The 24,646-nt window shown below is 59.2% G+C and carries 12 protein-coding genes and 1 pseudogene; 7 read left to right on the top strand and 6 right to left on the bottom strand.

The window, feature by feature from the left end; translation table 11 throughout:
- Positions 1 to 81 precede the first annotated feature (81 nt).
- Positions 82 to 2,256 (top strand): malate synthase G, encoded by a 2,175-nt coding sequence (locus KQ940_RS04805; protein WP_217412286.1) that lies wholly within the window; start codon positions 82 to 84, stop codon positions 2,254 to 2,256.
- 58 nt (positions 2,257 to 2,314) lie between these two features.
- On the opposite strand, the gene KQ940_RS04800 is transcribed toward KQ940_RS04805, so the two are convergent.
- The 4 genes from KQ940_RS04800 to KQ940_RS04785 form a co-directional block, all read right to left on the bottom strand.
- Complete coding sequence (locus KQ940_RS04800; RefSeq protein WP_217412284.1) at positions 2,315 to 4,231, bottom strand: PAS domain-containing sensor histidine kinase; 1,917 nt, start codon at positions 4,229 to 4,231, stop codon at positions 2,315 to 2,317.
- 99 nt (positions 4,232 to 4,330) lie between these two features.
- Entirely contained in the window at positions 4,331 to 6,370 is a 2,040-nt protein-coding gene (locus KQ940_RS04795) for a putative bifunctional diguanylate cyclase/phosphodiesterase (RefSeq protein ID WP_217412282.1), read from the bottom strand.
- Positions 6,371 to 6,778: 408 nt separating this feature from the next.
- Positions 6,779 to 7,408 carry a response regulator gene (locus tag KQ940_RS04790; RefSeq protein ID WP_217412280.1) on the bottom strand — a complete coding sequence of 210 codons (630 nt, stop codon included), beginning with the start codon at positions 7,406 to 7,408 and terminating at the stop codon, positions 6,779 to 6,781.
- A 326-nt stretch (positions 7,409 to 7,734) separates the two neighbouring features.
- On the bottom strand, positions 7,735 to 10,023 hold the full coding sequence (locus tag KQ940_RS04785; RefSeq protein WP_425515622.1) for a PAS domain S-box protein: 2,289 nt from the start codon (positions 10,021 to 10,023) through the stop codon (positions 7,735 to 7,737).
- A gap of 199 nt (positions 10,024 to 10,222) precedes the next feature.
- On the opposite strand from KQ940_RS04785, the gene KQ940_RS04780 reads away from it, so the two are divergent.
- From KQ940_RS04780 to KQ940_RS04755, 6 genes are all read left to right on the top strand, one after another.
- Positions 10,223 to 12,025 (top strand): EAL domain-containing response regulator, encoded by a 1,803-nt coding sequence (locus KQ940_RS04780; RefSeq protein ID WP_217412276.1) that lies wholly within the window; start codon positions 10,223 to 10,225, stop codon positions 12,023 to 12,025.
- A 14-nt stretch (positions 12,026 to 12,039) separates the two neighbouring features.
- On the top strand, positions 12,040 to 16,035 hold the full coding sequence (locus KQ940_RS04775; protein ID WP_217412274.1) for a hybrid sensor histidine kinase/response regulator: 3,996 nt from the start codon (positions 12,040 to 12,042) through the stop codon (positions 16,033 to 16,035).
- Positions 16,036 to 16,184: 149 nt separating this feature from the next.
- The gene (locus KQ940_RS04770) at positions 16,185 to 17,150 is read left to right on the top strand and encodes an ABC transporter substrate-binding protein (RefSeq protein ID WP_217412272.1); all 966 of its coding nucleotides are present in this window, start codon (positions 16,185 to 16,187) and stop codon (positions 17,148 to 17,150) included.
- 3 nt (positions 17,151 to 17,153) lie between these two features.
- Positions 17,154 to 18,110 carry an ABC transporter substrate-binding protein gene (locus KQ940_RS04765; RefSeq protein ID WP_217412270.1) on the top strand — a complete coding sequence of 319 codons (957 nt, stop codon included), beginning with the start codon at positions 17,154 to 17,156 and terminating at the stop codon, positions 18,108 to 18,110.
- A 243-nt stretch (positions 18,111 to 18,353) separates the two neighbouring features.
- The gene (locus tag KQ940_RS22670; protein WP_217412268.1) at positions 18,354 to 21,014 is read left to right on the top strand and encodes an ATP-binding protein; all 2,661 of its coding nucleotides are present in this window, start codon (positions 18,354 to 18,356) and stop codon (positions 21,012 to 21,014) included.
- Positions 21,015 to 21,415: 401 nt separating this feature from the next.
- Positions 21,416 to 22,834, top strand: a complete 1,419-nt coding sequence (locus KQ940_RS04755; protein ID WP_217412267.1) for an Lcl C-terminal domain-containing protein — start codon at positions 21,416 to 21,418, stop codon at positions 22,832 to 22,834.
- A 15-nt stretch (positions 22,835 to 22,849) separates the two neighbouring features.
- On the opposite strand, the gene KQ940_RS04750 is transcribed toward KQ940_RS04755, so the two are convergent.
- Together KQ940_RS04750 and KQ940_RS04745 are read right to left on the bottom strand one after the other, a co-directional pair.
- Complete coding sequence (locus tag KQ940_RS04750; protein ID WP_217412265.1) at positions 22,850 to 24,178, bottom strand: GGDEF domain-containing protein; 1,329 nt, start codon at positions 24,176 to 24,178, stop codon at positions 22,850 to 22,852.
- 161 nt (positions 24,179 to 24,339) lie between these two features.
- A pseudogene (locus tag KQ940_RS04745) lies at positions 24,340 to 24,646 on the bottom strand (hypothetical protein); the annotation flags it as partial.

Here is a 24,646-nt window from a genome sequence, read left to right as displayed (position 1 = left end):
AACGACCCAACTCCAGTTTCCGGATCAACACAGCCTCTGGGCGAGCCGGGAGACAACACGAAAGAATTTGAGGCATATCTCATGAGCCAACGAGTACAGGTTGGCGGCCTGCAGGTCGCTGAGGATCTCTACAACTTCATCAACAATGAAGCCCTGCCGGGCACCGGCGTGGATGTGGAGGCCTACTGGTCCGCATTCGACGCCATCGTGCATGACCTGGCGCCTCGCAACCGTGATCTGCTGGCCAAGCGCGATGAACTGCAGGAGAAGATCGACGCATGGCACCGCCAGAATCGCGGCCAGTTCGATTTCAACGCCTACATGAACTTCCTGCTCGAGATCGGCTACCTGTTGCCGGAAGGTCCTGACTTCACCGCCAGCACCAGCAATGTGGATCCGGAGATGGCCACCCTGGCCGGTCCACAGCTGGTGGTACCGGTGATGAACGCCCGCTACGCGCTGAACGCCGCCAACGCACGCTGGGGCAGCCTGTACAACGCGTTGTACGGTACCGATGTCATCTCCAACGACGGTGGCGCGGAAGCGGGCAGCAGCTACAACCCGGCCCGCGGCGCCAAAGTGATCGCCTTCGCCCGCAAGTTCCTCGACGATTACGCGCCGCTGGCCCAGGGCTCGCACAAGGACTCCGCCGGCTACAGCATCCAGAACGGCGCGCTGTGCGTGGCGATGCGCGACGGCAGCGAAGGGGTGCTGGCCGATCCGTCACAGCTGGTCGGCTACACCGGCACCGCCGCCAGCCCCACCGGTATCGCGCTGGTACACAACGGCCTGCACTTCGAGATCCAGATCGACCGCAACGACCAGATCGGCAAAAGCGATGCCGCCGGGGTCAAGGACATCCTGATGGAGTCGGCGCTGACCACCATCATGGACTGCGAAGACTCCGTTGCCGCCGTCGATGCCGAGGACAAGGTGCTGGTCTACCGCAACTGGCTCGGCCTGATGAAGGGCGATCTGACCGAAGAGGTCAGCAAGGGCGGTACCACTTTCGTCCGCCGGATGAACCCGGATCGCGTCTACGCCGCGCCCAACGGCGGCGAAGTGACGCTGAAGGGGCGCAGCCTGATGTTCGTACGCAACGTCGGCCACCTGATGACCAACCCGGCGATCCTCGACCGCGACGGCAACGAGATTCCCGAGGGGATCATGGACGGCCTGGTCACCACGCTGATCTCGGTGCACGACGTCAAGGGTAACGGCCAGTTCAACAACACCGTCACCGGCTCGATCTACATCGTCAAACCGAAGATGCACGGCCCGGAAGAGGTCGCCTTCACCAACGAGCTGTTCGGCCGCATCGAAGATGCGCTGGGGCTGCCGCGCTACACCATGAAGGTGGGTATCATGGACGAGGAGCGCCGTACCACGGTCAATTTGAAGGAGTGCATCCGTGCCGCCAAGGAGCGCGTGGTGTTCATCAACACCGGCTTCCTCGACCGCACCGGCGACGAGATCCACACCTCGATGGAGGCGGGCCCGATGATCCGCAAGGGCGACATGAAGAACGCCGCCTGGATCAAGGCCTACGAGGACTGGAACGTGGACACCGGCCTGGCCTGCGGCCTCAGCGGCCGCGCCCAGATCGGCAAGGGGATGTGGGCGATGCCGGACCTGATGGCGGGCATGCTGGAAGCCAAGATCGGCCACCCGCTGGCCGGCGCCAACACCGCCTGGGTGCCCTCGCCGACCGCCGCCACCCTGCACGCGCTGCACTACCACAAGGTGGACGTGTTCGCCCGCCAGCAGGAACTGAAGTCCCGCCCGCGCTCTGCGCTGCAGGATATCCTGACCATCCCGGTGGCCGAGCACGCGGACTGGAGCGCCGAGCAGATCCAGCAGGAGCTGGACAACAACGCCCAGGGTATCCTCGGTTACGTGGTTCGCTGGATCGACCAGGGCGTCGGCTGCTCCAAGGTGCCGGACATCAACGATATCGGCCTGATGGAGGACCGCGCCACCCTGCGCATCTCCAGCCAGCATATCGCCAACTGGCTGTACCACGGCGTCTGCTCCGAAGCTCAGGTGATGGAGACGATGCAGCGCATGGCCGCGGTGGTCGACCGCCAGAACGAGGGCGATCCGGCCTACCGGCCGATGGCCGCCGACTTCGACGGTTCCGTTGCCTTCCAGGCCGCCTGCGAACTGGTACTCAAGGGCCGCGAACAGCCCAACGGCTACACCGAGCCGGTGCTGCACCGTCGTCGTCGTGAGGCCAAGGCGAAGTACGGCGCCTGATACGAGTTCGGCACCCGAGCCCAGCCCCACAACAAAGCCCTGCCATGCAGGGCTTTCGTCACTCGAGCATCAGCGGAAGCATCAACTCCAGCTCCGTGCCATTACCGGATTGTCCGGCAATCGACAACCGCCCGCCGAGGGATAGCGCCCGTTCCTGCATGCCGACCAGGCCGATCGAGTTGCCGGTAACCGAACCGGGATCAAACCCCTCGCCGTCATCCCTCACCACCAATCGACAGCCACCGCCGTCGGCATAGAGGCCGATCTCGACCCGCTGCGCACCCGCATGGCGGGCCACATTGGTCAGCGACTCCTGCACGATGCGGAACACACCGATAGCCCGCGCCTCATCCAGATCGAAGGGTTCCGGGATATCCAGCTCGCAGCGGATACCGCTGTGCTGGCTGAACTCCTCCGCCATCCACTCCAGCGCCGAGACGATCCCCATCTCCAGTACCGCAGGCCGCAATGCCGTGGCGATATCGCGTACGGCCGCGATGGTGCGGTCAACCAGTTGCACCAGTTCACCAGTATCCTCCTGAATGCGCGGATCAACCTCGCCGTAACGGCGGCGAATCAGGTTCAGCCTCAACCGCAGTGTGGTCAGCAGTTGCCCCAGTTCGTCGTGCACTTCGCGGGCGATACGCTTGCGTTCGCGCTCCAGCTCGGTTTCTCGGTGGACGCCTAACTCCCGCAGCAGGGTGCGGGACTCCAGCAGTTCTTGCTCAACCTCCTTCAGCCGGGTGATCTCCCGCGCGATCGTCAGCACCGAGACGAAGTTGCCCTCGCGGTCGAACTCAGGCACGAAGCGGGTATCGAAATACTGCACCTTGCCGTCGGTGGTTTCCTTGCCGAATACCGTGCGCGTCTCGATACCGGTATCGATCGTCTGCCAGACATGGCGAACGTAGGTATCATCCAGGTGACCCGGGATGCGCGCATCTCTATGCATATACCATGCTAAAAAATCGGCTTCGGACATATCCAGCCTGCGTAACAGCGCGGGGTTCACATAGAGCTTGCGACCTTCACGGTCATAGCGCGTTACATAGTCCGGCGAATGCTCGACCAGTGCACGGAACTCCTGCTCCCGCTTGTGCGCCAGTTGTTCCGCCTGCTTGCGCTCACTGATATCCCGCACCAGCGACAGACCGAAGTATTCTCCACCATACTCCAGCAGCACCGAACTGATCTCTACCGGTACCAATTGCCCTTCTCTGGTCCGGTGTCGCGTTTCCAGAGCATCGACCGAATGCCCCAGTCTCTGCAAACCTTCCCAACGCTGCAGGATCCACTGCAGGGATACGCCGGGGTCGATATCGGGTATCGTCATCGTCAGCAGTTTGTCGCGGCTGTACCCCAGCATGCGGCAGGCAGCATCGTTGACATCCCGAATCCGGCCCTGGTCATCGCACAGATAGATCGCCTCCCGGATATGATCCAGCACGATATCGGTCAGGCTCGGCCCCTGCTCGCCCCATTGTACATTGGGCATATACACCGGATTGGCCTTGATCTGGATCTGGCAAAAAATACCGAGCGGCCGGCACTGGTCGTCGCTCAGCAGACTAAAGATCCCATCCAGCGGCAATACCAGCCCGAGATGGTGCAAAAAACGTAGCTGCCGACGCACGAGTTCACCGCCGTTGTTCAGCCGGTTGCATGTATCGCGAAACAGCTGTCGATCCTCCGGATAGATCAGACCGGAGCCCCTGCTGTCGAGCAACGTATCAACCGACTTGCCCAGCAGGTCGGCCAATGCAGCGTTGCAGCGGCGGATCCTGCCGTCCTCGTGGAACAGGATCTGTCCGATCGGTGACTGCTCGAACATCACCTTGAACAGCGCAATCTCTTCTATCGGAGGCTTGCGCTTGCCGACCGGACTTACGGCAGCAATATCGCGCCTGACTCGTGTATTGACTCTATCTCTACACAGGTGAGACACGCGCCTACGCTTACGCTTAACGGTCGCCACGACCGACCCACCCGACTTGTAAGACCGATATCATCGCCTGTCGGTAAAACCTGCCCCTGAAATGCACGCTCCCCTGCTCGCTGCTACGTATCAACGCCATCAGATAGCTCCAGGCTCCTGATCAGGCCAGTTTCGGTATCGAGCCAACCAGGTAAGCAGATCGGCCTCGGGCATGGGCCGGGCAAAAAGGTACCCCTGCCCAGTGGGGCAGCCGAGCTCAATCAAGTAGTCCGCCTGACGACTGTTTTCCACGCCTTCGGCCACCAGTTCGATCTCCAGACTGCACGCCAGACCGACGATGCCACGCAGCAGCTTCTCCTGTTTGCTGTCCTGTTCCACACCCTGAACGAAGGCGCGGTCGATCTTCAACACATCGATGGGAAAACGAGCCAGATAGCTCAGCGCCGAATATCCGGTGCCGAAGTCGTCGATCGCGATCTTCAGCCCGAGCGCATGCAGGTCGTCGAGAGTTTGCCGTGTCTCCGTGCGATCATCCAGCAACAGGCTTTCAGTAATCTCCAGTTCGATCCACTGTGGTCGACACCCTGTCTCAAGCAGAATCTTTTGCACTGTTCCAACCAGATCCTGACCGACAAACTGTCGCGCCGACAAATTTACCGCCACCGTAAACCGCTGCGCGCCACCCTGATTCCAGCGTACGGCTGCTGCGCAAGCAGTACGCAACACCCAATCGCCCATTTCGACGATTGTTCCGGTTTCTTCGGCAATTGAGATAAAACTGTCCGGTGCCAGCAAGCCACGGCGGGGATTGTTCCAGCGTACCAGCGCTTCACAACCCAGTACCCGACCGTAGCGGAGATCGATCTTGGGCTGGTAATACACCTCCAGCTCCGTACGCTGAGTCGCCGTACGCAGCTCCGTTTCCAGCAACATGCGTTCGGTCAGGCCAACGGTTAACCATTGATCATAGAACCTGAAGCCGTCACGACCATTCTCCTTGACATGGTGCAGCGCCGAGTCGGCAAACTTGAGCAGATCGTCGACTGCCCGGCCATCATCCGGGTAAACGGCGATACCGATACTGGCTGAAAGCACCAACTCGTGCTCCTCGACCCGGCAGGGTCGGGCAACCAATGACTGCAGCGCCTTTGCCCTGTCGCTCATCTCTTGGCGGCCGTCGATATCCGCTATCAACAGGGCAAATTCATCTCCACCCAGCCGGGCGACGAAGCCGCTCTCCTCCGTATGCTGCAGCAAGCGAATGGCCATCTCATACAACAGTGCATCGCCGATACTATGGCCCAGGCTATCGTTGATGATGCGGAAACGATCCAGATCCAGCAGCATCATGCCGACCCGGCCTTGATGCGCATCGGCGTCGGCCATCATCTGCTGTAGCCGACGGTAGAACTGATCCCGGTTCGGCAGGCCGCTGAGCGTATCGAAATTGGAAAGATGGTGTAGCTGGCGACGGTAGCTCTCGATGTCGGTGATATCCCTTCCCACAGCCAGCACGCTGACGACCGTGCCCTGGCCATCGCGTTCCGGCGTCAGACTGATCAGCGTACAAAGCTCATCCCCCTCGCCATCGCGCCATTTGAGCTCGAAATCTGTCGGCTCTCCGCTGTACAGAACCGTTTTAATTGCGCGCTGGTAGGCATCTGCCGTCGGACCGCCCGGAACCTCCAGCGGCGTTTTGCCCAACAGGTCCGACATTGACCTGCCGGATACACGAACAAATGCGCCGTTGGCGTAGATTCGACGACACTGTTGATCATAACGGGCGATGGTATCGGGGGAGTTCTCCACCGCCGTGCGGTAGACCCGCTCCAGGGTGTTTAACTGCCGGCTCTGGTGGCGCTGTTCAGTTAGATCCAGGGCATGCACCAGTATCCGGCGAAGATCTTCGCCTGAACGCTCCAGCGGTATCAGATGGATATCCAGCTCTCGACGGCCATCTGGCAGACCGATACGAGCCTGGTAGCGGATAACCTCGCCACTCTCCAGACAGCGCGACAGATTATGTGCCAGCATGGTACTGCGCTCCCGCGGCCAGAGTTCGAATACTCCGCGACCGATCGCCTCCTCCCGGGTGGCCCCCACCAAGCGTGCGGCAGCATGATTCAGGTCGGCCAGGTACAACTGACCCGGCGCACGCTCCTCCAGCATGCTGAACATCTCCGATGTTCGCGCATAAATCTCGTCCCGCAACCAATCGCCCTGAACAAGAGTTCCATTAGGTGGTCGGTTCGGCGGCCTATCATTCTTACCCCTATCCATACATCAGCCTTTACACCTAACCATTGGAGCCCGTGCTCTATGGCCCCATCGCAACCGAGCTTCACTGCGACGTGAAAAGCAGTACCTCTTGGCCGGGGCGATTACGAGGCCAGCAGCCAGCATGACCGGGGCGACACATTCTCTCAAACAGCCAGCAAGTGTTTCCATTCGGACACACCTTATTTTGATGAGGAATACCCTTCACCCAGACAGGAAAGTCCTACAAACAGGTCGACATACGGATTTGGAGTCGGAGCTCCTGTGTGCAACAACAGTGTTCTACAACCCGGAGTCAGCAGGGGAATCTTATTCGCCAAGCCCGTTGGCAACTGCAAAGCGGATCAGTTCGGCATTGCTGGTGATGCCCAGCTTGCGCATCAGGCGGGTCTTGTGAGTACTGACGGTCTTGTTGCTGATGGCCAGACGGCTGGCAATATCGTTTTGGTTCGCACCCTGCACCAGCAGACGCAGTATCTGCAGTTCACGGCGGGTTATGTTGGTCGGCAAATCTTCCGCTGCCGAATCGAGTTCAAAAGCGATCCGCTCAGCCATCTCCGGGCTCAGGTACCGGCCTCCAGCGGCCACTCTGCTGATCGCTTCCAGCAATCGTTCGGGCTCGCAATCCTTGGTCAGATACCCTGAGGCACCCGCCTTCAACTGACGCCGGGCAATCTGTGGCTCGTTATGCATGCTCAGCATCAGCACCGGCAACGTCGGCTGCTGACGTTGCAAACGTTCCAACAGATCCTCCGCGCTCATGCCCGGCATGGTCACATCGAGCAGCAGCAGGTCGCAACTCTTATAGCGAAGCTGCTCAAGCACCTGATTAGCATCGGCGGCCTCACCCACCACTTCGATATCGGGACTGTCGGCAAACAGCTGCTTGAGCCCCTCCCGCACCAAAGTGTGGTCATCCGCCAGAAACAGTCGAATCATGGTGTAGTCTTATCCGATGCCTTTGATTACTTCAAACTGTACTGCATCACCGAACACATGCACACCAAGGCATTTAGCCTGGATGCGCAAAACCTCTAACTACCTGCCCACACGCTCGCCTGAAAAAAATGACGATATGATCGAGGCCGGGTAAATCAACCCTGTACCACCAACCATATCGCCCTTAGTGGGGGTACACTGCCGAACTGATGCCGACAGTGCAGTCCCAATGTGTCAAAAAACAAGCAAGTTATCTATTGGGTGAATTCGGATTCTCCCGTAGGAAAATCCCTACCCATCTGCGCCAGCACCCATTCTCCGGCCGACTACATCTCGCGGCACGCGGTCATACCAGGCGCCATGGGAATGACCAGTTCCACCCGTGTCCCCCTGCGCGGTTCACTGTTCAACTGAAGGGTGCCGCCCAGCGTCAACGCGCGCTCTTGCATGCCCAGCAGACCGAATGAGTGGGACGGGCACGCCTCGCCAGTATCGAAGCCTACACCGTCGTCTTCTATACTAAGCCGGTAGTCACATCCGCATTGATGGAGCGACACCTTCACCCGCTCAGCTTGGGCATGACGAACGACATTGGTCAGCGACTCCTGCGCCACACGGAACACAACCACGGCACGCGCGTCATCAAGCTTGATCTCATCATCCATGTCGAGAGTGGCGACGATACCGCTATGGCTTGAGAACTGCTGAACCAACCAGTCCAGCGCGGACGTGATGCCCATATCGAGCACGGCCGGACGCAGCTCCGTGGCGATACCCCGCACCGACTGGATCGTACTGTCGACGATGTCGCGCATCATCTTCGTGCGCTCGCCAAGAGCCGGAAGTTGCGGGCCAAACTCACGCGCAAGCAGGTTCAGATTCAGTCTTAGCGAGGTCAGCAGCTGGCCAAGCTCGTCATGCACCTCGCGCGCAATACGCTTGCGCTCCTCCTCCAACTCAGCTTCGCGCCGCGCCGCCAGTTCGCGCAGCAGCGTTTTCGACTCCTGCAGTGCCGTGGCACGCGCCTTCTGCTCGGTGATGTCGCGAGTGATGCCGACAATGCGGTAGATGGCACCGAAACGGTCGCGCACCGGCACCAGGGTCGAATGGAGGATCCGCCGCCCCGCCGGCAGATCGAGTTCAACCTCCTCCTCGGTGACCTTGCCCGCCGCAATGCAGCGCCGGTACTTGGCGTTGGCTACCTCCGCGACGGCCTGCGGTACCGTTTCGTCGATCGTCTTGCCGATCAGTTCGGCGCGCGACATGCCGATCATCCGCTCGAACGCCGGATTGACCTCGATGTTGCGAAAGCCGCCATCCTCGGTCACCTCAAGCAGAAACAGGGCATCGTGGGAGTTGTTGAAAATGTCGCGATGGCGCTGCTCGCTTTCACGCAGGGTGCGCTCCGCCTGCGAGCGTCGAATGGCGATAGTGCAGAAGTTACTGGCCTGACGCACCACTGCCAGATGCTCGGCAGCAGGCAAGGCTGGACGATCCAGATAGACCGCCAATACGCCGAGCACCCGCCCATCCAGATCGAGAATCGGTTCCGACCAGCAGGCGCGCAGTCCGGCACGTTCTGTCAAATCACGGAACGACTCGAAGTAGGGATGCGTAGCTGTGTTTTCCACTGCAACCATCTCACGCCGCCAAGCAGCCGTCCCGCAGCTCCCTACCCCTTCCGCAATAGGTATACCATCGACCGCTTGAAGGTAGGCAGCCGGTAGACTCGGCGCCGGACCGGTGCGTAGACATCGCGCCCGCTCGTCGACCAGCATTACGCTCGAACGCAGCTCGGGACAGAGCTGCTCGATGAAGCATACGATCCGTTCCAGACAGAGCATCAGAGGTGCGCCGTGTGCCAGCGACTGAAAGATCTCAAGCTGCAGCCGCTCTTTCCGCTCATGGCGCCGCTGCTCCGTTACGTCACGGGATAAACCGACGATGCGGTAGGGCCTCCCGTTGTCATCGATCACCGGCACCAGGGTCCAGCGGTAGATTCGTACACCCGCCGGCAGTCTCAGCTCGGCCTCCCCCTCTATCATCACGCTTTCGTTCAGGCACTGCCGTAAATGCTGCCGCAGTACATGCGATTCCAGATCGGATACCTGATCACCCACATAAGTACCGATCAGCCGCTCCCGTGGAAGGCCTGTCGATTGTTCAAAAGCACGGTTCACTTCGAGGTAGCGGAAGCGATCGTCTTCGGTTACTTCCAGCAGATACAAAAGCTCTGTGGCATATTCGAATACTTCACGGAAGTGTTGCCCAGCCATTACGAGCGGCATTTCAACCTGCAGCAGGAGGGACTCAACCTGCCCCTGCTCATTCGTCATGCTGCCGATCAACAGATGGCACTCTATTCGGGAGTTGTTAACACAGAGCAGAGAGGCCTTGATACGTTGGGGAGTGGAGATCTCAAGCAGGCTGCGCAGACAGGCGCTCAGAACGGTATCATCATCGGTCAGGAGGAGCATGCCGATATCCCGGCCGACAAGCGCTGACTCTTGATAGCCGGTTTGACGAGTGAACACATCATTACAGGCTATGCACCTCCTTTCGAGGTCGCAAATCAGAGCACCGGTAGGCAGTTGCTGAAAGAAGCGTCGGTACATCTTCACATACATGGACCTATTCGTAATATCGACAAGATCAGCCATACTACCGGCATACCTATCATGACCGGTATTTACACACCTGGCCACCACCAAAAGCGGATCCTTTGGTTGGCTATCGATCTTTTCCCTGGGGCGCTAATATACACCCACAACTGATAAGTATAACTGGGCGATCTGGAAGTGGGATGTGCATCATATGGAACGCAAAACCGTTCTGCTTGTCGACGACAACCCCAGCAACCTTAAGTTGCTGGTCGACTGTCTCGAGAGTCATGACTTCAGGGTGGCGGTCGCCACAAACGGAGATGAGGCGCTGAAGCGACTTCAACGCGCCCATCTGGCAAAACCCGATCTTATATTGCTCGATATCATGATGCCCGGCATCGATGGTTACGAAACCTGTCGTCAAATCAAGCTCATCCCCGAAATCAGCGATATCCCCATCATTTTTCTTAGCGCGCTGTCGGAAACACCGGATAAGGTTTACGGCTTCTCCCTAGGGGCTGTCGACTACATCACCAAACCGATAAACCTCGCCGAGATGATTGCCAGGGTCAACACCCATCTTGATCTCTCGGAGCTGCGTAGAAAGCTTGACCGACTTGTACAAAAACGCACCCAGGAACTGCTCGACGTCAACGCTTCCTTGCGTCATCAGATAGAGGAGCGCGAACGCGCAGAGGCACAGATCAGGTATATCGCCACTCACGATTCACTCACCGACCTGCCCAACCGTTTTTTAATGGCTGAACGTCTCGATCAGTTGATCAAACGGGCTCATCGATACAATGAGAGGATCGCGTTGATGTTTCTCGACCTCGACCAGTTCAAGATCGTGAACGAATCCTTGGGTCACCGTTTCGGCGACATGCTGCTCAGCGATGTGGCCTACCGATTAAAGGATGCGGCGCTGACCGCCGACGCCGTGGCCAGGCTGGGTGGAGATGATTTTGTTATCTGTCTTCCCCTGCACGATGAAAATGAGGATGTAATCGCTACCGCTAAAACCATGCTTGAGGCTCTACGCGAGCCGTTTTATATCAACGACATCAATATTCATGTGAGCGCCAGCATCGGTGTCGCCGTCTACCCGGATGACGGCAAGGATGCGGACAGGCTAATGCGCAACGCCGATGCTGCCCTGTATTGCGCCAAGCAGGCGGGGCGGGCGGAGATCAAACGTTACACCACTGAGTTGGATACGGCCGCGCACGAACATCTCAACCTGTCCAGCCTGCTGACTGATGCGATCAGGGAGGGCGAACTGTGCATGGAGTACCAACCGCAGATCGAACTTAACACCGGAAAAATAATCGGTGCAGAAGCACTCATGCGATGGCGAAGGGCTGATGGCACCTATATATCCCCGGCGGAATTTATCCCGGTGGCGGAATCAAGCGGCCAGATCAAAGTGCTTGGCGAGTGGGGAATCCGGCAGAGTTGTGCAGAACTCAAACGCTGGCATGATGCGGGCTATACCGACCTGAGCATGTCGGTCAACGTCTCGGTGCCACAACTGCATTCGGCCGGCTTCGTCGATACGGTGCAGAGCATCATCGAGGAGTACCAACTGCCGCCCGCCAAGCTCGAGCTGGAGATCACCGAAAGCCTGCTGATGCAGCACAGCAAGACCAACCTGAACATCCTCCATACCCTCAGCGATTTCGGCGTACTGCTCTCGGTGGACGATTTCGGCACCGGCTACTCCAGCCTGGCCTATCTGCAGGACTTCCCGGTCAACACACTCAAGATTGACATCTCGTTCGTACGCAACATAGGCACCGATAGCGGCGATGCGATTCCGTCGGCCATCGTCGCCATGGCGCACAGTCTTGGCTTGAACGTAGTGGCCGAGGGGGTCGAAACCGGCGCTCAGGAGGCGTTTTTGCGCTCGCAGGGCTGCGAGTACGCACAGGGGTTTCATTACAGCCGCTCCGTGCCCGGCGATCGATTCCTGGAGCTCTGCAAGGCGGGCATATCAACAGCCGATAACAGATAGAAGCAGAGGACAGCATGCAAGCCAAACCGATAACAAGGAAAAATCCTGGGCCGGCACTCCTATCTCTTATCCTTCTTTTCACTCCAGGCACGCATCTGCAAGCGGAAACACCCGACACCCGGCAACCCCCGGTCTTTCACCACCTGACCATCGACGACGGCCTGTCGCACAACTCGGTGTTCGATGTGGTGCAGGATCGTCAGGGCTTTATCTGGGCCACCACGGTTCAAGGCATCAACAAGTACGACGGCATGAGCATACGCACCCTCACCCCGCAGGCGCCGGGGAGCGAGGGCAGTACTCCCCAGTTCTACCAGACCCTGCTCGAGGACCGTGACGGCATCCTGTGGTTCTGCAACTACGGCGCCGGGCTGGTCCGCCACGATCCGGTGCTCGATACCTGGCGCTACTATCGGCACGACCCGAACAACCCCAACAGCCTGGCCAACGACACCACCTGGTACGCGTTTCAGGACCGGGACGGTATCTTCTGGGTCTCGACCTTCGGCGGCCTGAGCCGTTTCGACCCAGTCACCGAAACCTTTACCAACTATCGTCACGACCCCAAGGATCCGGACAGTCTGGCGTTCGACACCCTGTCGCAGATCACCCAGGATGCCGACGGCATGCTCTGGATCGGCACCTATGGCGGCGGCCTGGACCGGCTGGATCCTGACACCGGCGTGTTCACCCACTTTCGCCATGACCCGAACGCCCCCGGCAGTATCAGCGACAACAATGTCGAGACGGTCTGGATAGACCCAGACGGCAGCCTGTGGGTCGGCACCGACAACGGCCTCAACCACCTCGATCCGACCACCGGCCGCTTTGTTCGTTATTTCCACGACGAGAACGACGACACCAGCCTGAGCCACAACCTGGTGATTCGGATCATGCGCGACAGCCGCGGTGAGCTGTGGATCTCCACCTGGGGCGGCGGCCTCAACCGCTTCGACGAAGAGAAACAGCGGTTTATCCGTTACCAAAGCGGCCCGAGCAATCCCGACAGCCTGAGCGCCGACATCGCCCCCTACTTCTCGGAAGATCGCACCGGCGCGCTCTGGTTCGGCACCTTCGGCGGCATTGACCGATACGATCCCGCCGGCCAGCGTTTCACACGCTTCCAGCACCTGCCCGACAACCCCAACTCACTGCCGGCAGGCCGGGTGCGCGCCATCACCCAGGACAGCGAGGGGATCTTCTGGATCGGCATGTGGGATCAGGGATTGGTGCGTTTCGACCGGAAGACGAACCGCTACACCCGCTACCGGGCCGACGCCGGCAACCCCGACAGCCTGAGCAACAACAATATCTTCGATATTCGCTACGACCCCCGCGGTTGGCTCTGGGTCGCTACTACCGCAGGACTGAACAGGTTCGACCTGAGCAGCGAAACCTGGACCCAGTATCATGTGGAGGAGGGCAACCCCAACGCCCTGGCCGCCGACTGGGTCTCCGGCGTGGCCGTAGACGCACAGGGCGTGCTCTGGCTCGCGGTATATGGCGCGGGCCTGCAGCGTTTCGACCCGACCACCGGCACCTTCACGCTCTACTCGCATGACCCGGACAACCCCGACAGCATCGCCAACGATAACCTCAACTACGTCTTCGTCGCCGCCGACGGCAGGCTCTGGGTCGGCGGCGACGCGTCGATCAGCCGCTTCGACCCCGCCACCGGCAAGGCGGAGAACTTTACCCCGGAACGGCACGGCCTCAGCGGCCTCACCAGCGACCAGACCTATCAGGACCGCCAAGGCAGGATCTGGGTCGCTACCTATAGCGGCGTGAACCTGTACGACCCGGACAGCAACCGCTTTACCCCCTACCCCGATATCCGCGCGGTGCTGGCGGACGACGCCCAGGGCAAGCTGTGGGTGATCGCCGGCAAGAGCCTGGCGCGCTTCGACCCGGCCGACGGCAGCCTGCGCCGCTATGACGAGCATGACGGCCTGCTGAGCAACGCGCTGGAGCCGACCGCCGGATACCGCACGTCCGACGGCGAGATCTTCGTCGGCGGCGCCAAGGGCTTCAACAGCTTCTTTCCCGACCGCCTGCCCGACAACCCCAATCCGCCGCCGGTGGTGCTGACCGCGTTCGAACTGCGCAACAAGCCGGTTCCCGTCGGCGGCGACTCGCCGCTACAGCAGCATATCAACGTCACCAAGGCGATCACCCTGCCCCACGACTACACAGCACTCAGCCTTGAGTTCGCCGCACTCGACTACCGGGCGCCGCAGAAAAACCGCTACGCCTACAAACTGGAAGGCTTCGACCCGGACTGGGTGTACACCGACAGCCGCAACCGGCTCGCCACCTATACCAACCTGGACCCGGGTAACTACACCTTCCACGTCAAGGCCTCCAACAACGACGGCGTGTGGAACGAGGAGGGGGCTCGCCTCGACATCCGCATCACGCCGCCCTGGTGGGCCACCTGGTGGTTCAGGGGTACCTCTGCCGCCTCCCTTCTGGCCCTCCTCTTCGCCGCCTACCGCTCACGGGTCAGGAGCATCCAGCAACGCAGCCTGATGCTGGAGCGGCAGGTGGCCGAGCGCACCCACGAACTGGCCGAGTCGAACCGGCAACTGCAGCTTGCCAAGGAGGGCGCCGAAAAGTCACAGCGCGCCGCGGAGATCGCCAACCAGGCGAAGAGCATCTTCCTGGCCAACATGAGCCACGAACTGCGCACCCCGCTCAACGCCATACTCGGCTTCTCCAACCTGATGCAGCAGGACCCGCTAATGCCGGCGACACAGCAGCAGAACCTCGGCATCATCAACAACAGCGGCGAACACCTGCTGACCCTGATCAACGACATCCTGGACATGGCCAAGATCGAGGCCGGTCAGATCAAGCTGGAACACACCCCCTTCGACCTCGGCGCCATGGTGCGGGACGTCACCGACATGATGCAGTTGCGCGCCGAGGAGAAGAACCTGATCCTCAACATCGACCAGACCTCCCTGTTCCCGCGCTACATCGTCGGCGACGAGGCGCGCCTGCGCCAGATCCTGGTCAACCTGGTCGGCAATGCGCTGAAGTTCACCGACCAGGGCGGCGTCACCATCCGCCTCGGTACCAAGGAGAACTCGAGGACCCACCTGCTGATCGAGGTCGAGGACAGCGGCTGCGGCATCACGCCACAAGAGCAGCAGCATATCTTCGACCCCTTCGTGCAGGTGGGCGAACAGACCGGCAGCAAGGGCACCGGCCTGGGTCTGACCATCACCCGCCAGTTCGTGCAGATGATGGGCGGCCATATCGACCTGCAGAGCGAGCCGGGCAAGGGCTCGCTGTTCCGAATCGACCTGCCGCTGAGCAAAGCGAAAGCCGAGGATATCGTCAAATCGCAGCAGACCGACGCGGGCCGAGTGATCGGCCTGGCGCCGGGCCAGCCGGAATACCGCGTGCTGATCGTCGAAGACCAGCGCGACAACCAACTGCTGCTGTCCCAACTGCTGGAGTCGGTCGGCTTCCAGGTCAGGATCGCCGAAAACGGCCGGCAGGGGGTGGAGCTGTTCCAGGCGTGGCAGCCGCACTTTATCTGGATGGACCGGAGGATGCCGGTGATGGACGGCATGGAAGCGACGCGTCACATCCGCGAACTCCCCGGCGGCCGGGAGGTGAAGATCGTCGCGCTCACCGCGTCCGCCTTCCGCGAGCAGCGCGACGAGATGCTCGCGGGCGGCATGGACGACTACCTGCGCAAGCCGTTCCGAGCCTCGGAGATCTACGACTGCCTGGAAAAGCTTTTGGGTGTCGAATATATCCGCGAAACCTCGTCGGAAACCGAGGAGGAGAACGAAGCGCTGACGCCGGAGATGCTGGACAGCCTACCGCAAGCGTTGCGCGACAACCTGATCGAGGCATTGGAAAGCCTGGAGATCGAACGCATCGAGACCGCTATCCAGTGCGTTTCAGCGCATGATCCCGCTTTGCAGAAGAAACTGGGTCGAATCGCCAGAAACTTCGACTACCAGGCAATACTGCATGCGTTTAGCAAGAGGTGAGTATCCTGATCGAACCCTGCATGGACACCGAGCCGTCCCGCCGGAAAAGTTGTTTATATGGCTATACTTAGTGCGCCAGAGCCGAAAGAGTAGTCGATACAGTTCACACCCGATTATTCAAGGCCGGATCAGGGACAGGACAGGTAGCCATGACTAAGCGAATATTCGGTATAGCCTCTGCTCTTTTCATCACACACGTTTCCATGCTGGCAAATGCGGATGGCCAGTATGCAGGCAAAAAGGTTATTTATGTAGACTCCTACCACGCCGGTTACACCTGGAGCGACGGTGTCGCACGGGGGATCGAGGAGGTGTTCCAGGATACCGGTATCGAACTGAAACGAATCGAGATGGACACCAAGCGACATACATCGGAATCATTCAAGAACACCGCGGCCCTGAGCGCCAAGGCGGAGATCGAGCGTTTCAAACCGGATGTGGTGATCGCCTGCGACGACAATGCCTCCAAGTATCTGGTCATGCCCTACTACAAGAATGCCGATCTGCCCTTCGTCTTCTGTGGCCTCAATTGGGATACCTCGGAGTATGGTTTTCCCTATGACAATACAACCGGTATGGTCGAGATCTCGATGATGCCCCAGGTCATAAAACAGCTGGGCAGATACGCAAAAGGCAACAGGATCGGATATCTTGGAGACAACACGCTGACCAGCCAAAAGAATCTTCAGAATCATACCGACAGACTGAATATCAAGTACGACCAGATATACCTGGTAGACAGTTTTGAACAATGGAAAAGGATGTACCTGGAGCTTCAAGACAATGTGGATATGGCCATAATATTAAATAATGCCGGAATACCCGACTGGGATAATCAAAAAGCACTCGAGTTCGTGGAGAACAATTCAAGGATACCGACAGGCACCAATAACGAGTGGATGATGCAGTTCTCGCTACTGGGTATCATAAAAATACCGGAGGAGCAGGGAAGGTGGTCTGCTCAGGCCGCGCTCAAGATTATGGATGGAACGCCACCCACCAAGATACCCATTACACACAATAAGCAGGGAAAACTGTATTTCAACCTTAAACTCGGCAAAAAATTCGGCATCGATACAGCTCCTGCCGGCTCCATTGTTATCGAACAGGAATAGAGCATGATCAGCCCCCTGCGCCTCATAACCGTTACCCTTCTATGGGTGTTCTCGATAGCGACAATGGCCCAAGGGGATCACGCCGGCAAAAAGATACTGTTCATCGACTCCTATCATCAGGGTTTCGAGTGGAGCGATGGCATTATACAGGGTGCCAGAGATGTACTGAATAACACCGCGGTAGAACTGAAGATTGTCCATATGGACACCAAACGCAACACATCCGAAGCATTCATTAAATCGGCGGCCTTGGGGGTAAAAGCGGCCATCGATGAGTTCGAGCCCGATGTGGTGATCGCCAGTGACGATAATGCATCGAAGTACGTCGTCGTTCCCTATTTGAAAGACTCGAATACCCCCGTTATCTTCTGCGCCGTAAACTGGGATGCGTCCGTCTATGGTTTTCCGACCATGAATATCACCGGGATGGTCGAGGTGACGCTGGTTCCGGAGATCATAAAGGACCTGAAATACTATGCAAAAGGCGACAGTATCGGGTTCATTTCGGCCAACACCCTAACGGCAAGAAAGGAGTTTCAAAATCACCGAGATCGCCTGGGTATATCGTATAAAAAGGCTTACTTCGCACGGAACTACCAGGAGTGGAAGGATATGTTTATCGAACTTCAGAACGAAGTCGATATGGCGATCATGCTTAACCACGTCGGTATCAGCGGCTGGAACGACGCGGAAGCCATAAGGTTTGTCGAGGAGAACACCAGAATACCCGTCGGCACCTGGAACAGCTGGGTCATGCCCTATGCGCTGTTGGGCGTGGCCAATATTCCAAGCGAACAGGGAACCTGGGCGGCCCAGGCTGCCCTCAAGGTGCTTGAAGGTGTTTCACCCGGCAAGATACCGCTGACACGCAACAAGAAAGGCAAGCTGTTCTTCAATCCCAGAATAGGCAAGCGCCTGGGAATCAAGACACCTCCGCCCTTGTCGACCCTGCTGGACTAAGTGGGATGAACGCGTGGATCCGGCATGGATGAGACGGGCATGACAAAAAGCTCAAACTATAAGCGATCCCTGACCAAAGGGAGTCTCATAAAGATAAGCATCGGAATATCCGTCGCAGTTTTCAGTATCACGGTCATCACGTATATCTATGTATTCTCCAGCCTGAAAACCAGGGCGCTTGAAGATCTGGGAGAGTATATACACCAGCGCGGCATACGGGAAAGCTTCCCCTTTACGCTAGCCGTGGACAATCAAAAAGCCTTCTCCGCTGATTTAATCAGACGCCTTGAACAGCAGACAATAGATAATCCCGGTGAAAAGCTGGATAGCCTTTTCTACCGGCATTTCGATGGCACCTTGCGCATAGCCGATCGTTTCTTTCAACGCGACGCCATCACCGGCGTCATCAGCACCCTGGGCAGCGGCAACGATGCCAGCTCGGCTTTTCCTCAAACCTTTCAGCGCACGCTTGCCATCGCCTATGACATGCTGGCCCAGTATGGCCCGGCATGGCATAACCGCTTTGTAAACCTGTATGTCAGCTTCCCCGAAAACGGCATATTCATGTACTGGCCAGACACCCCTTGGGGATTAAAAGCGGGTTTTTGGGAGATCAACGCAAAACTGACGCTGAACACCAAGAATGGTGACGATATTGTCGTCATTGACGATGCCGCTCAAACAGACGCGACACCCAGCTGGAGCAACCTGTATTACGACTATGCCGCGGACAACTGGATGGTATCATCCACCACGCCGGTTATATCCAACGATAAACATATACTCTCCGTCAGCACCGATATTCTGCTGCATGAACTTTTCGAGCGCACCATCACTCAACGTCTGGAGGGCACCTACAATCTTATATTCGATGCCGGCGGAAAACTCATCGCGCATCCTAAGTTCATGGATGCCATCCAAGCTCAGGGTGGAAACTTTCCGATCCTCGAAGCCAATAATCCGAATCTGAAACGCATATACGAACTCAGTATCCAGAACGGGGCAGGTGTCGTTGATAACACGCTGGATGATGAATATCTGGGCATTACGCGGCTGGATGGTCCCGACTGGTACCTGGTTGCCGTGTTTCCAAAATCCATTATTTCGAGCGGAGCGTTCAAGACCGCCAGTTTTATTCTGATCATTGGCCTTTTCGCCCTGCTGCTGGAGATATCGATCCTCTACTTCTTCCTCAAGAGGCAGGTCGCCCAGCCTCTGACCCGGTTGATGGACGCTACCAATCGCATTGCATCCGGTGATTTTTCCATCGCGCTTGATGAAGCACGACAGGATGAGATCGGCCTCCTGGCTCACCAGTTCAACACTATGTCCAAAGAGATCAACGCGCGAGAGGCGGCGTTGGAGAGGGCGCATCTGGAACTCAAGGAGATGAACGACAACCTCGAGATCAGCGTCAAGCTGCGCACCCAAGAGCTGGAGGGCGCACTGAAAGAGGTGGAGAAGACCAAGGAGAAACTGCAGCAATACACCGATAGCCTGAAGACAGCCATTGCCGATGCCGAAAGCGCCAACAAGGCCAAGAGCGAATTTCTGGCCAATATGAGTCACGAGCTGCGCACGCCATTGAACGCCATTCTCGGTTTTTCCAGCCTGATGTCACGCGATCCCTCGTTGTCGGAAAGCCTGCGCAAGAACAACGACATCATCTGCCGGAGCGGTCAGCACCTGCTGAGTCTGATCAACGATGTGCTGGATATGTCCAAGATCGAGGCCGGTCAGGTAGAGCTGGAAAACGCCCCGTTCGACCTCGGCGCCCTGGTACGCGACGTCACCGACATGATGCAGCTGCGTGCCGAGGAGAAGAACCTGATCCTGAACATCGACCAGACCTCCCTGTTCCCGCACTACATCGTCGGCGACGAGGCGCGCCTGCGCCAGATCCTGGTCAACCTGGTCGGCAACGCGCTGAAGTTCACCGACCAGGGCGGCGTCACCATCCGCCTGGGCACCAAGGAGAACTCGAGGACCCACCTGCTGATCGATGTCAAGGACAGCGGCTGCGGCATCACGCCACAAGAGCAGCGGCATATCTTCGACCCCTTCGTGCAGGTGGGCGAACGAGCCGGCAGCAAGGGCACCGGCCTGGGTCTGACCATCACCCGCCAGTTCGTGCAGATGATGGGCGGCCATATCGACCTGCAGAGCGAGCAGGGCAAGGGCTCGCTGTTCCGAATCGACCTGCCGCTGAGCAAGGCGAAGGCCGAAGATATCGTCAAGCCACAGCAGACCGACGCGGGCCGAGTGGTCGGTCTGGCTCCCGGACAACCACCCTACCGCGTGCTGATCGTCGAAGACCAGCGCGACAACCAACTGCTGCTGTCCCAACTGCTGGAGTCGGTCGGCTTCCAGGTCAGGATCGCCGAAAACGGCCGGCAGGGGGTGGAGCTGTTCCAGGAGTGGCAGCCGCACTTTATCTGGATGGACCGGAGGATGCCGGTGATGGACGGCATGGAAGCGACGCGTCACATCCGCGAACTCCCCGGCGGCCGGGAGGTGAAGATCGTCGCGCTCACCGCGTCCGCCTTCCGCGAGCAGCGCGACGAGATGCTCGCAGGCGGCATGGACGACTACCTGCGCAAACCGTTCCGTGCAGGCGAGATCTACGACTGCTTATCCAGTCACCTGGGTGTCGAATTTATCCGAGAAACAGCGCCAGCAGATCAGCAAGATGACGACCGTTTAACCCCGGATATGCTGGAATCTCTGCCACTTGATCTGCGCAGAAATCTTACCGACGCACTCGAAAGCCTGGAAATCGACCGCATAAAAGCCGCCATCCAACGGTGCACCACGCATGATAAACAGCTGCAAAAGAGGCTTAGTCATCTCGCCGAGAATTTCGATTATGCTGCCATCCTGAAAGCACTCGACCAGATTGAATAATCGCTCCTGGGTTGACGATACTTCAGCCTTCATACGGCACCCTAATGGAAAACGGTAGCGACGCTAACGCTTGAACTCGGTCATCTTCTCCAGCTCGAAGATCGCCTCGGTGATGCCATCCATGCGCTGGTTGAGCACCGCCTGCGCCTCATATCCGGCCACATCCCTAAGGCTCAAGCCTTGAACTCCGGCCGCCCAAGCCCGCCTTCAACGCCATGAAATGCAAAACTTTTGTAAAGTTGCCTCCACTGGCTTCTCCCTATTCGCTCATACCTCCTATGATAGCGGCAACCATTAACGACGCTGTTTTTATAGACTGGGCGATACACACGCAAACCCAGACCGACAGTAACCAATAGGTCATCCGCCCATACCGTCGCTGCACGAACCAAGGATCACAGATGAAAAAAGGACTGTTCGCCCTGCTACTGGCCACCGCTTTTGCCAACGCCCAGCCGCCGGCAGGCGGTCCACCTCCCCAGGCGATTGAGGCTTGCCGCGGGCAGAGCCGGGGAGACCAGTGCAGCTTCCGGGCACCGCACGGCCAGATCAGCGGTAGCTGTCACCAGGTACCCGAAGGCCTAATCTGCGTACCCGATTTCGCCGGCCACGCTCCTGCAGGCGACAATCAAGCCGGCAGGATGAGCCCCAACTTCGGACCCGCCCAAGCCAAGCAGCCCTCCGCCCGGTTCGGTAACGACCGCGCTGGCGCATCGGGCCACCAGGGCGCACCGATGGGCGCCGATATCGCCAGCACCGACGACAAGGCCCGGCAGGTGACCAGCCGTATTCCCGACACGCAGCAGGGCAGCTGTTTCGACACCCGCGGCATGATCGACTGCCCACAACCGGGCCAGGCGTTTTTCGGCCAGGATGCGCAGTATGCCGGTGCCGGACCGAGCTACGCAGTGCAGGATGGCATCGTCAGCGACCGGATCACCGGCCTGATCTGGCAGCAGGCGCATAACGCCGATCGCCTGAGCTGGCCAGCGGCACAGCAAGCCTGCGCACAGCTGGCGCTGGGTGGGTTTACCGACTGGCGCCTGCCGTCGATCAAGGAGCTGTTCTCCATCGCCGATTTCCGTGGTTCGGTGGGCCGTCGCCCCTATCTGGACGAGGTGTTCGAGATCCGCGAGCCCGACGCCTCGATCCTGCAAGACGATCCCTTCGCCAGCACCCACACCACCGACATGATGGGTCAGACCTGGTCCGCGACGCTGTACAGCGGCGACCACTGGGATCGCAAAGGTGTGGAAGCGGCGTTCTTCATGAACTTTCTCGATGGCCATATCAAGCAGGCACCGACCGATGGGGGCCGGTCGGAGCTGTTCTACCGCTGCGTGCGCGGGGAGAGCTGGGGCGCGAATGACTTCGTCGACAACGGCAACGGCACGGTGACCGACCGCGCCAGTGCATTGACCTGGCAGCAGAGCGACGACGGCCGCGCCCGCAACTGGCAGCAAGCACTCACTTACTGCGAAGAGCTTGATCTGGCGGGGCATAGCGACTGGCGTCTGCCCAATATCAAGGAGCTGCAGAGTATCGTCGACTACACTCACCACGACCCGGCGCTCGATCTCAGTGTCTTTCGCCAGCAGGATCACCGCGGCTGGTTCTGGTCCTCGACCACCCACGGCGACAATATCCAGCAGGCGGACTACATCTGCTTCGGCAAGTGCACCTCAACGGAGGGGATAGACGTACATGGCGCCGGCGCCCAGCGCAGCGACCCCAAGGACAGCAGCGTACAGAGACGCAGCTCCCAGGGCGGCCAGCGCGACGAGATCAGGGTCGACAACTACGTGCGTTGCGTGCGCTGAGGTCCGGGGGCGATATCAGGCGGCCGCCGGTTCGATGCGATTGCGTCCGGCCCGCTTGGCCGCATATAGCGCCTCGTCCGCCGCGCTGAGCATCTTTTCGATGCTGCCCAGCGCCAGCGTATCGTTGAGGCCGATACTCAGGGTTACCCGCAAGTTTGGGTGCACCTGCTGCCAGTCGCTGGCCTCGATCTGCTGACGCAGCTGTTCGCAACGCTCATAAGCTTGCTGCAGCGAGGTCTGCGGGAACAGGATCACGAACTCCTCACCACCGTGACGGGCGAGGATATCGCTTTTGCGGATACTCTGCTGCAGCAGCTGCGCCACCCGCTTCAGCACCTCGTCGCCCACACCGTGGGAGAAAGTGTCATTGATCTGCTTGAAGTGATCGAGGTCGGCGATCATCACGCATAACGGCTGGTCGTAGCGCACCGCCTGTTCGAACGCGAGCGCCGCCTGCTCGTTGAAGTAACGCCGGTTGTGCAGCTGGGTCAGCGGATCGCGCACCGCCGCCTCGCGCATCTCCGCGTGCGCGCCGGCCAGCTCCCGGCTCATGCGGTTGAAGGCCTCGGCCAACTCGCCGATCTCATCCTTGCTGCGTACCGGCACCTCCTGCTCCAGCTCACCGTCGGCACGCATGGCATGCACAGCCGAGATCAGCTCATACACCCGCCCACAGACGCGACGGCTGAACAGTACACCGAGCAGCAGTGCCAGGAGCGAGGCGCCAACCAGGCCGTAGCCAAGGGCGTTGCGCATGGCCGCCAGGTAGCTCAGATCCTGTATGGTCAGATTCGGGTCGCCAAGCGGAACCGCCAACAGCACAACCCGCCCATCCATCTCAATGGGTCGTGCACTGTCCCGCAGGGCGTCATCGATCTGTTCCCCCGACCGAAAGTCGCCACCGGGTTTCACCACCCGCCCAGACGGGTCGGTGAGCATAAACAGAAACGGCGCCACGCCACCGCGTGCAAGACCGGCGCCATCCTCCGGCCCGACACCACCCATCATCGCCCGTGGATCCGGCCTGGTATCACCCGGCAATGGGCCGGGGTGCGCGCCCCTTGCGTCAAAGGGCCGCGGCATCCCTGGATTCAGCAACGGCGGCAGCTGCATCCGCGTGCGCCGCACGAACAGGGGAAAGGGTTCCCGCGTTACCCCGTTTTCCCAGGAGCCATACTGGCTCAGGTAGGCTCTGACATCGGCCTGGAAGTGATCGAACGCCTGATCCTGCACCGATTGCTGGAAGTCACGCATCAGCAACCAGTAGGCGATGCCGCCGACCAGCATCGCCGCAATTACGCCCACCAGCAACATCAACAGCGTCAACTTGGTACGCAGTTTCATTCATCCGCCTCCCGGGACAGGTCCAGTGGCTGTTTATAACACACCGAACCGGCCTCGGCCCGTTCAGACCGTCTCGGGCAGTCGGGTAGACCGAGGAACTTACGTTCCCCTGCCCCCCATAGATCCGGACGTGCGCGATTGACGCATCCGGCTCCTCGAAACTACGGTTTCACTACCGAACGGTGGATCCGACGAATCATGCGCGGCGGGGGCAGCGGGTAGCGCTTCAGCAACCGCGGGAAAGTGGACCAGTCGAGCCAGGCCTTCTGGGAGCGACGACTGAGCCACTTGTGCCACAGCCGCACCACCTCGGTACGAAAACGTCCAAGACTCGCCGCATTCCCGGCTATCCCGTAGTATCCGTAGTGTCCTTCCAGTTTCTGCCTCAGCATTTTCCACTGCTCGCGTACCGCCTGATGTCGATTCTTTCGGCACCACTCCTTGATCCGTCCCAGCGCTTTGGTAAAA

It is taken from the genome of Marinobacterium ramblicola, assembly GCF_019084545.1.
In the GTDB taxonomy this organism is placed as follows: Bacteria; Pseudomonadota; Gammaproteobacteria; order Pseudomonadales; family Balneatricaceae; genus Marinobacterium_D; species Marinobacterium_D ramblicola.
This window is presented reverse-complemented; position numbering and strand designations above follow the sequence as displayed.

What these genes read in the sequence shown, in the direction of transcription:
- KQ940_RS04780 (WP_217412276.1), top strand. Translation starts at nt 10,223, where the DNA reads ATGGAACGCAAAACCGTTCTGCTTGTCGACGACAACCCCAGCAACCTT.
- KQ940_RS04795 (WP_217412282.1), bottom strand. Translation starts at nt 6,370, where the DNA reads ATGTTCAGCATGCTGGAGGAGCGTGCGCCGGGTCAGTTGTACCTGGCC.
- KQ940_RS04765 (WP_217412270.1), top strand. Translation starts at nt 17,154, where the DNA reads ATGATCAGCCCCCTGCGCCTCATAACCGTTACCCTTCTATGGGTGTTC.
- KQ940_RS04755 (WP_217412267.1), top strand. Translation starts at nt 21,416, where the DNA reads ATGAAAAAAGGACTGTTCGCCCTGCTACTGGCCACCGCTTTTGCCAAC.
- KQ940_RS04785 (WP_425515622.1), bottom strand. Translation starts at nt 10,023, where the DNA reads ATGTACCGACGCTTCTTTCAGCAACTGCCTACCGGTGCTCTGATTTGC.
- KQ940_RS04750 (WP_217412265.1), bottom strand. Translation starts at nt 24,178, where the DNA reads ATGAAACTGCGTACCAAGTTGACGCTGTTGATGTTGCTGGTGGGCGTA.
- KQ940_RS04790 (WP_217412280.1), bottom strand. Translation starts at nt 7,408, where the DNA reads ATGATTCGACTGTTTCTGGCGGATGACCACACTTTGGTGCGGGAGGGG.
- KQ940_RS04770 (WP_217412272.1), top strand. Translation starts at nt 16,185, where the DNA reads ATGACTAAGCGAATATTCGGTATAGCCTCTGCTCTTTTCATCACACAC.
- KQ940_RS04805 (WP_217412286.1), top strand. Translation starts at nt 82, where the DNA reads ATGAGCCAACGAGTACAGGTTGGCGGCCTGCAGGTCGCTGAGGATCTC.
- KQ940_RS04775 (WP_217412274.1), top strand. Translation starts at nt 12,040, where the DNA reads ATGCAAGCCAAACCGATAACAAGGAAAAATCCTGGGCCGGCACTCCTA.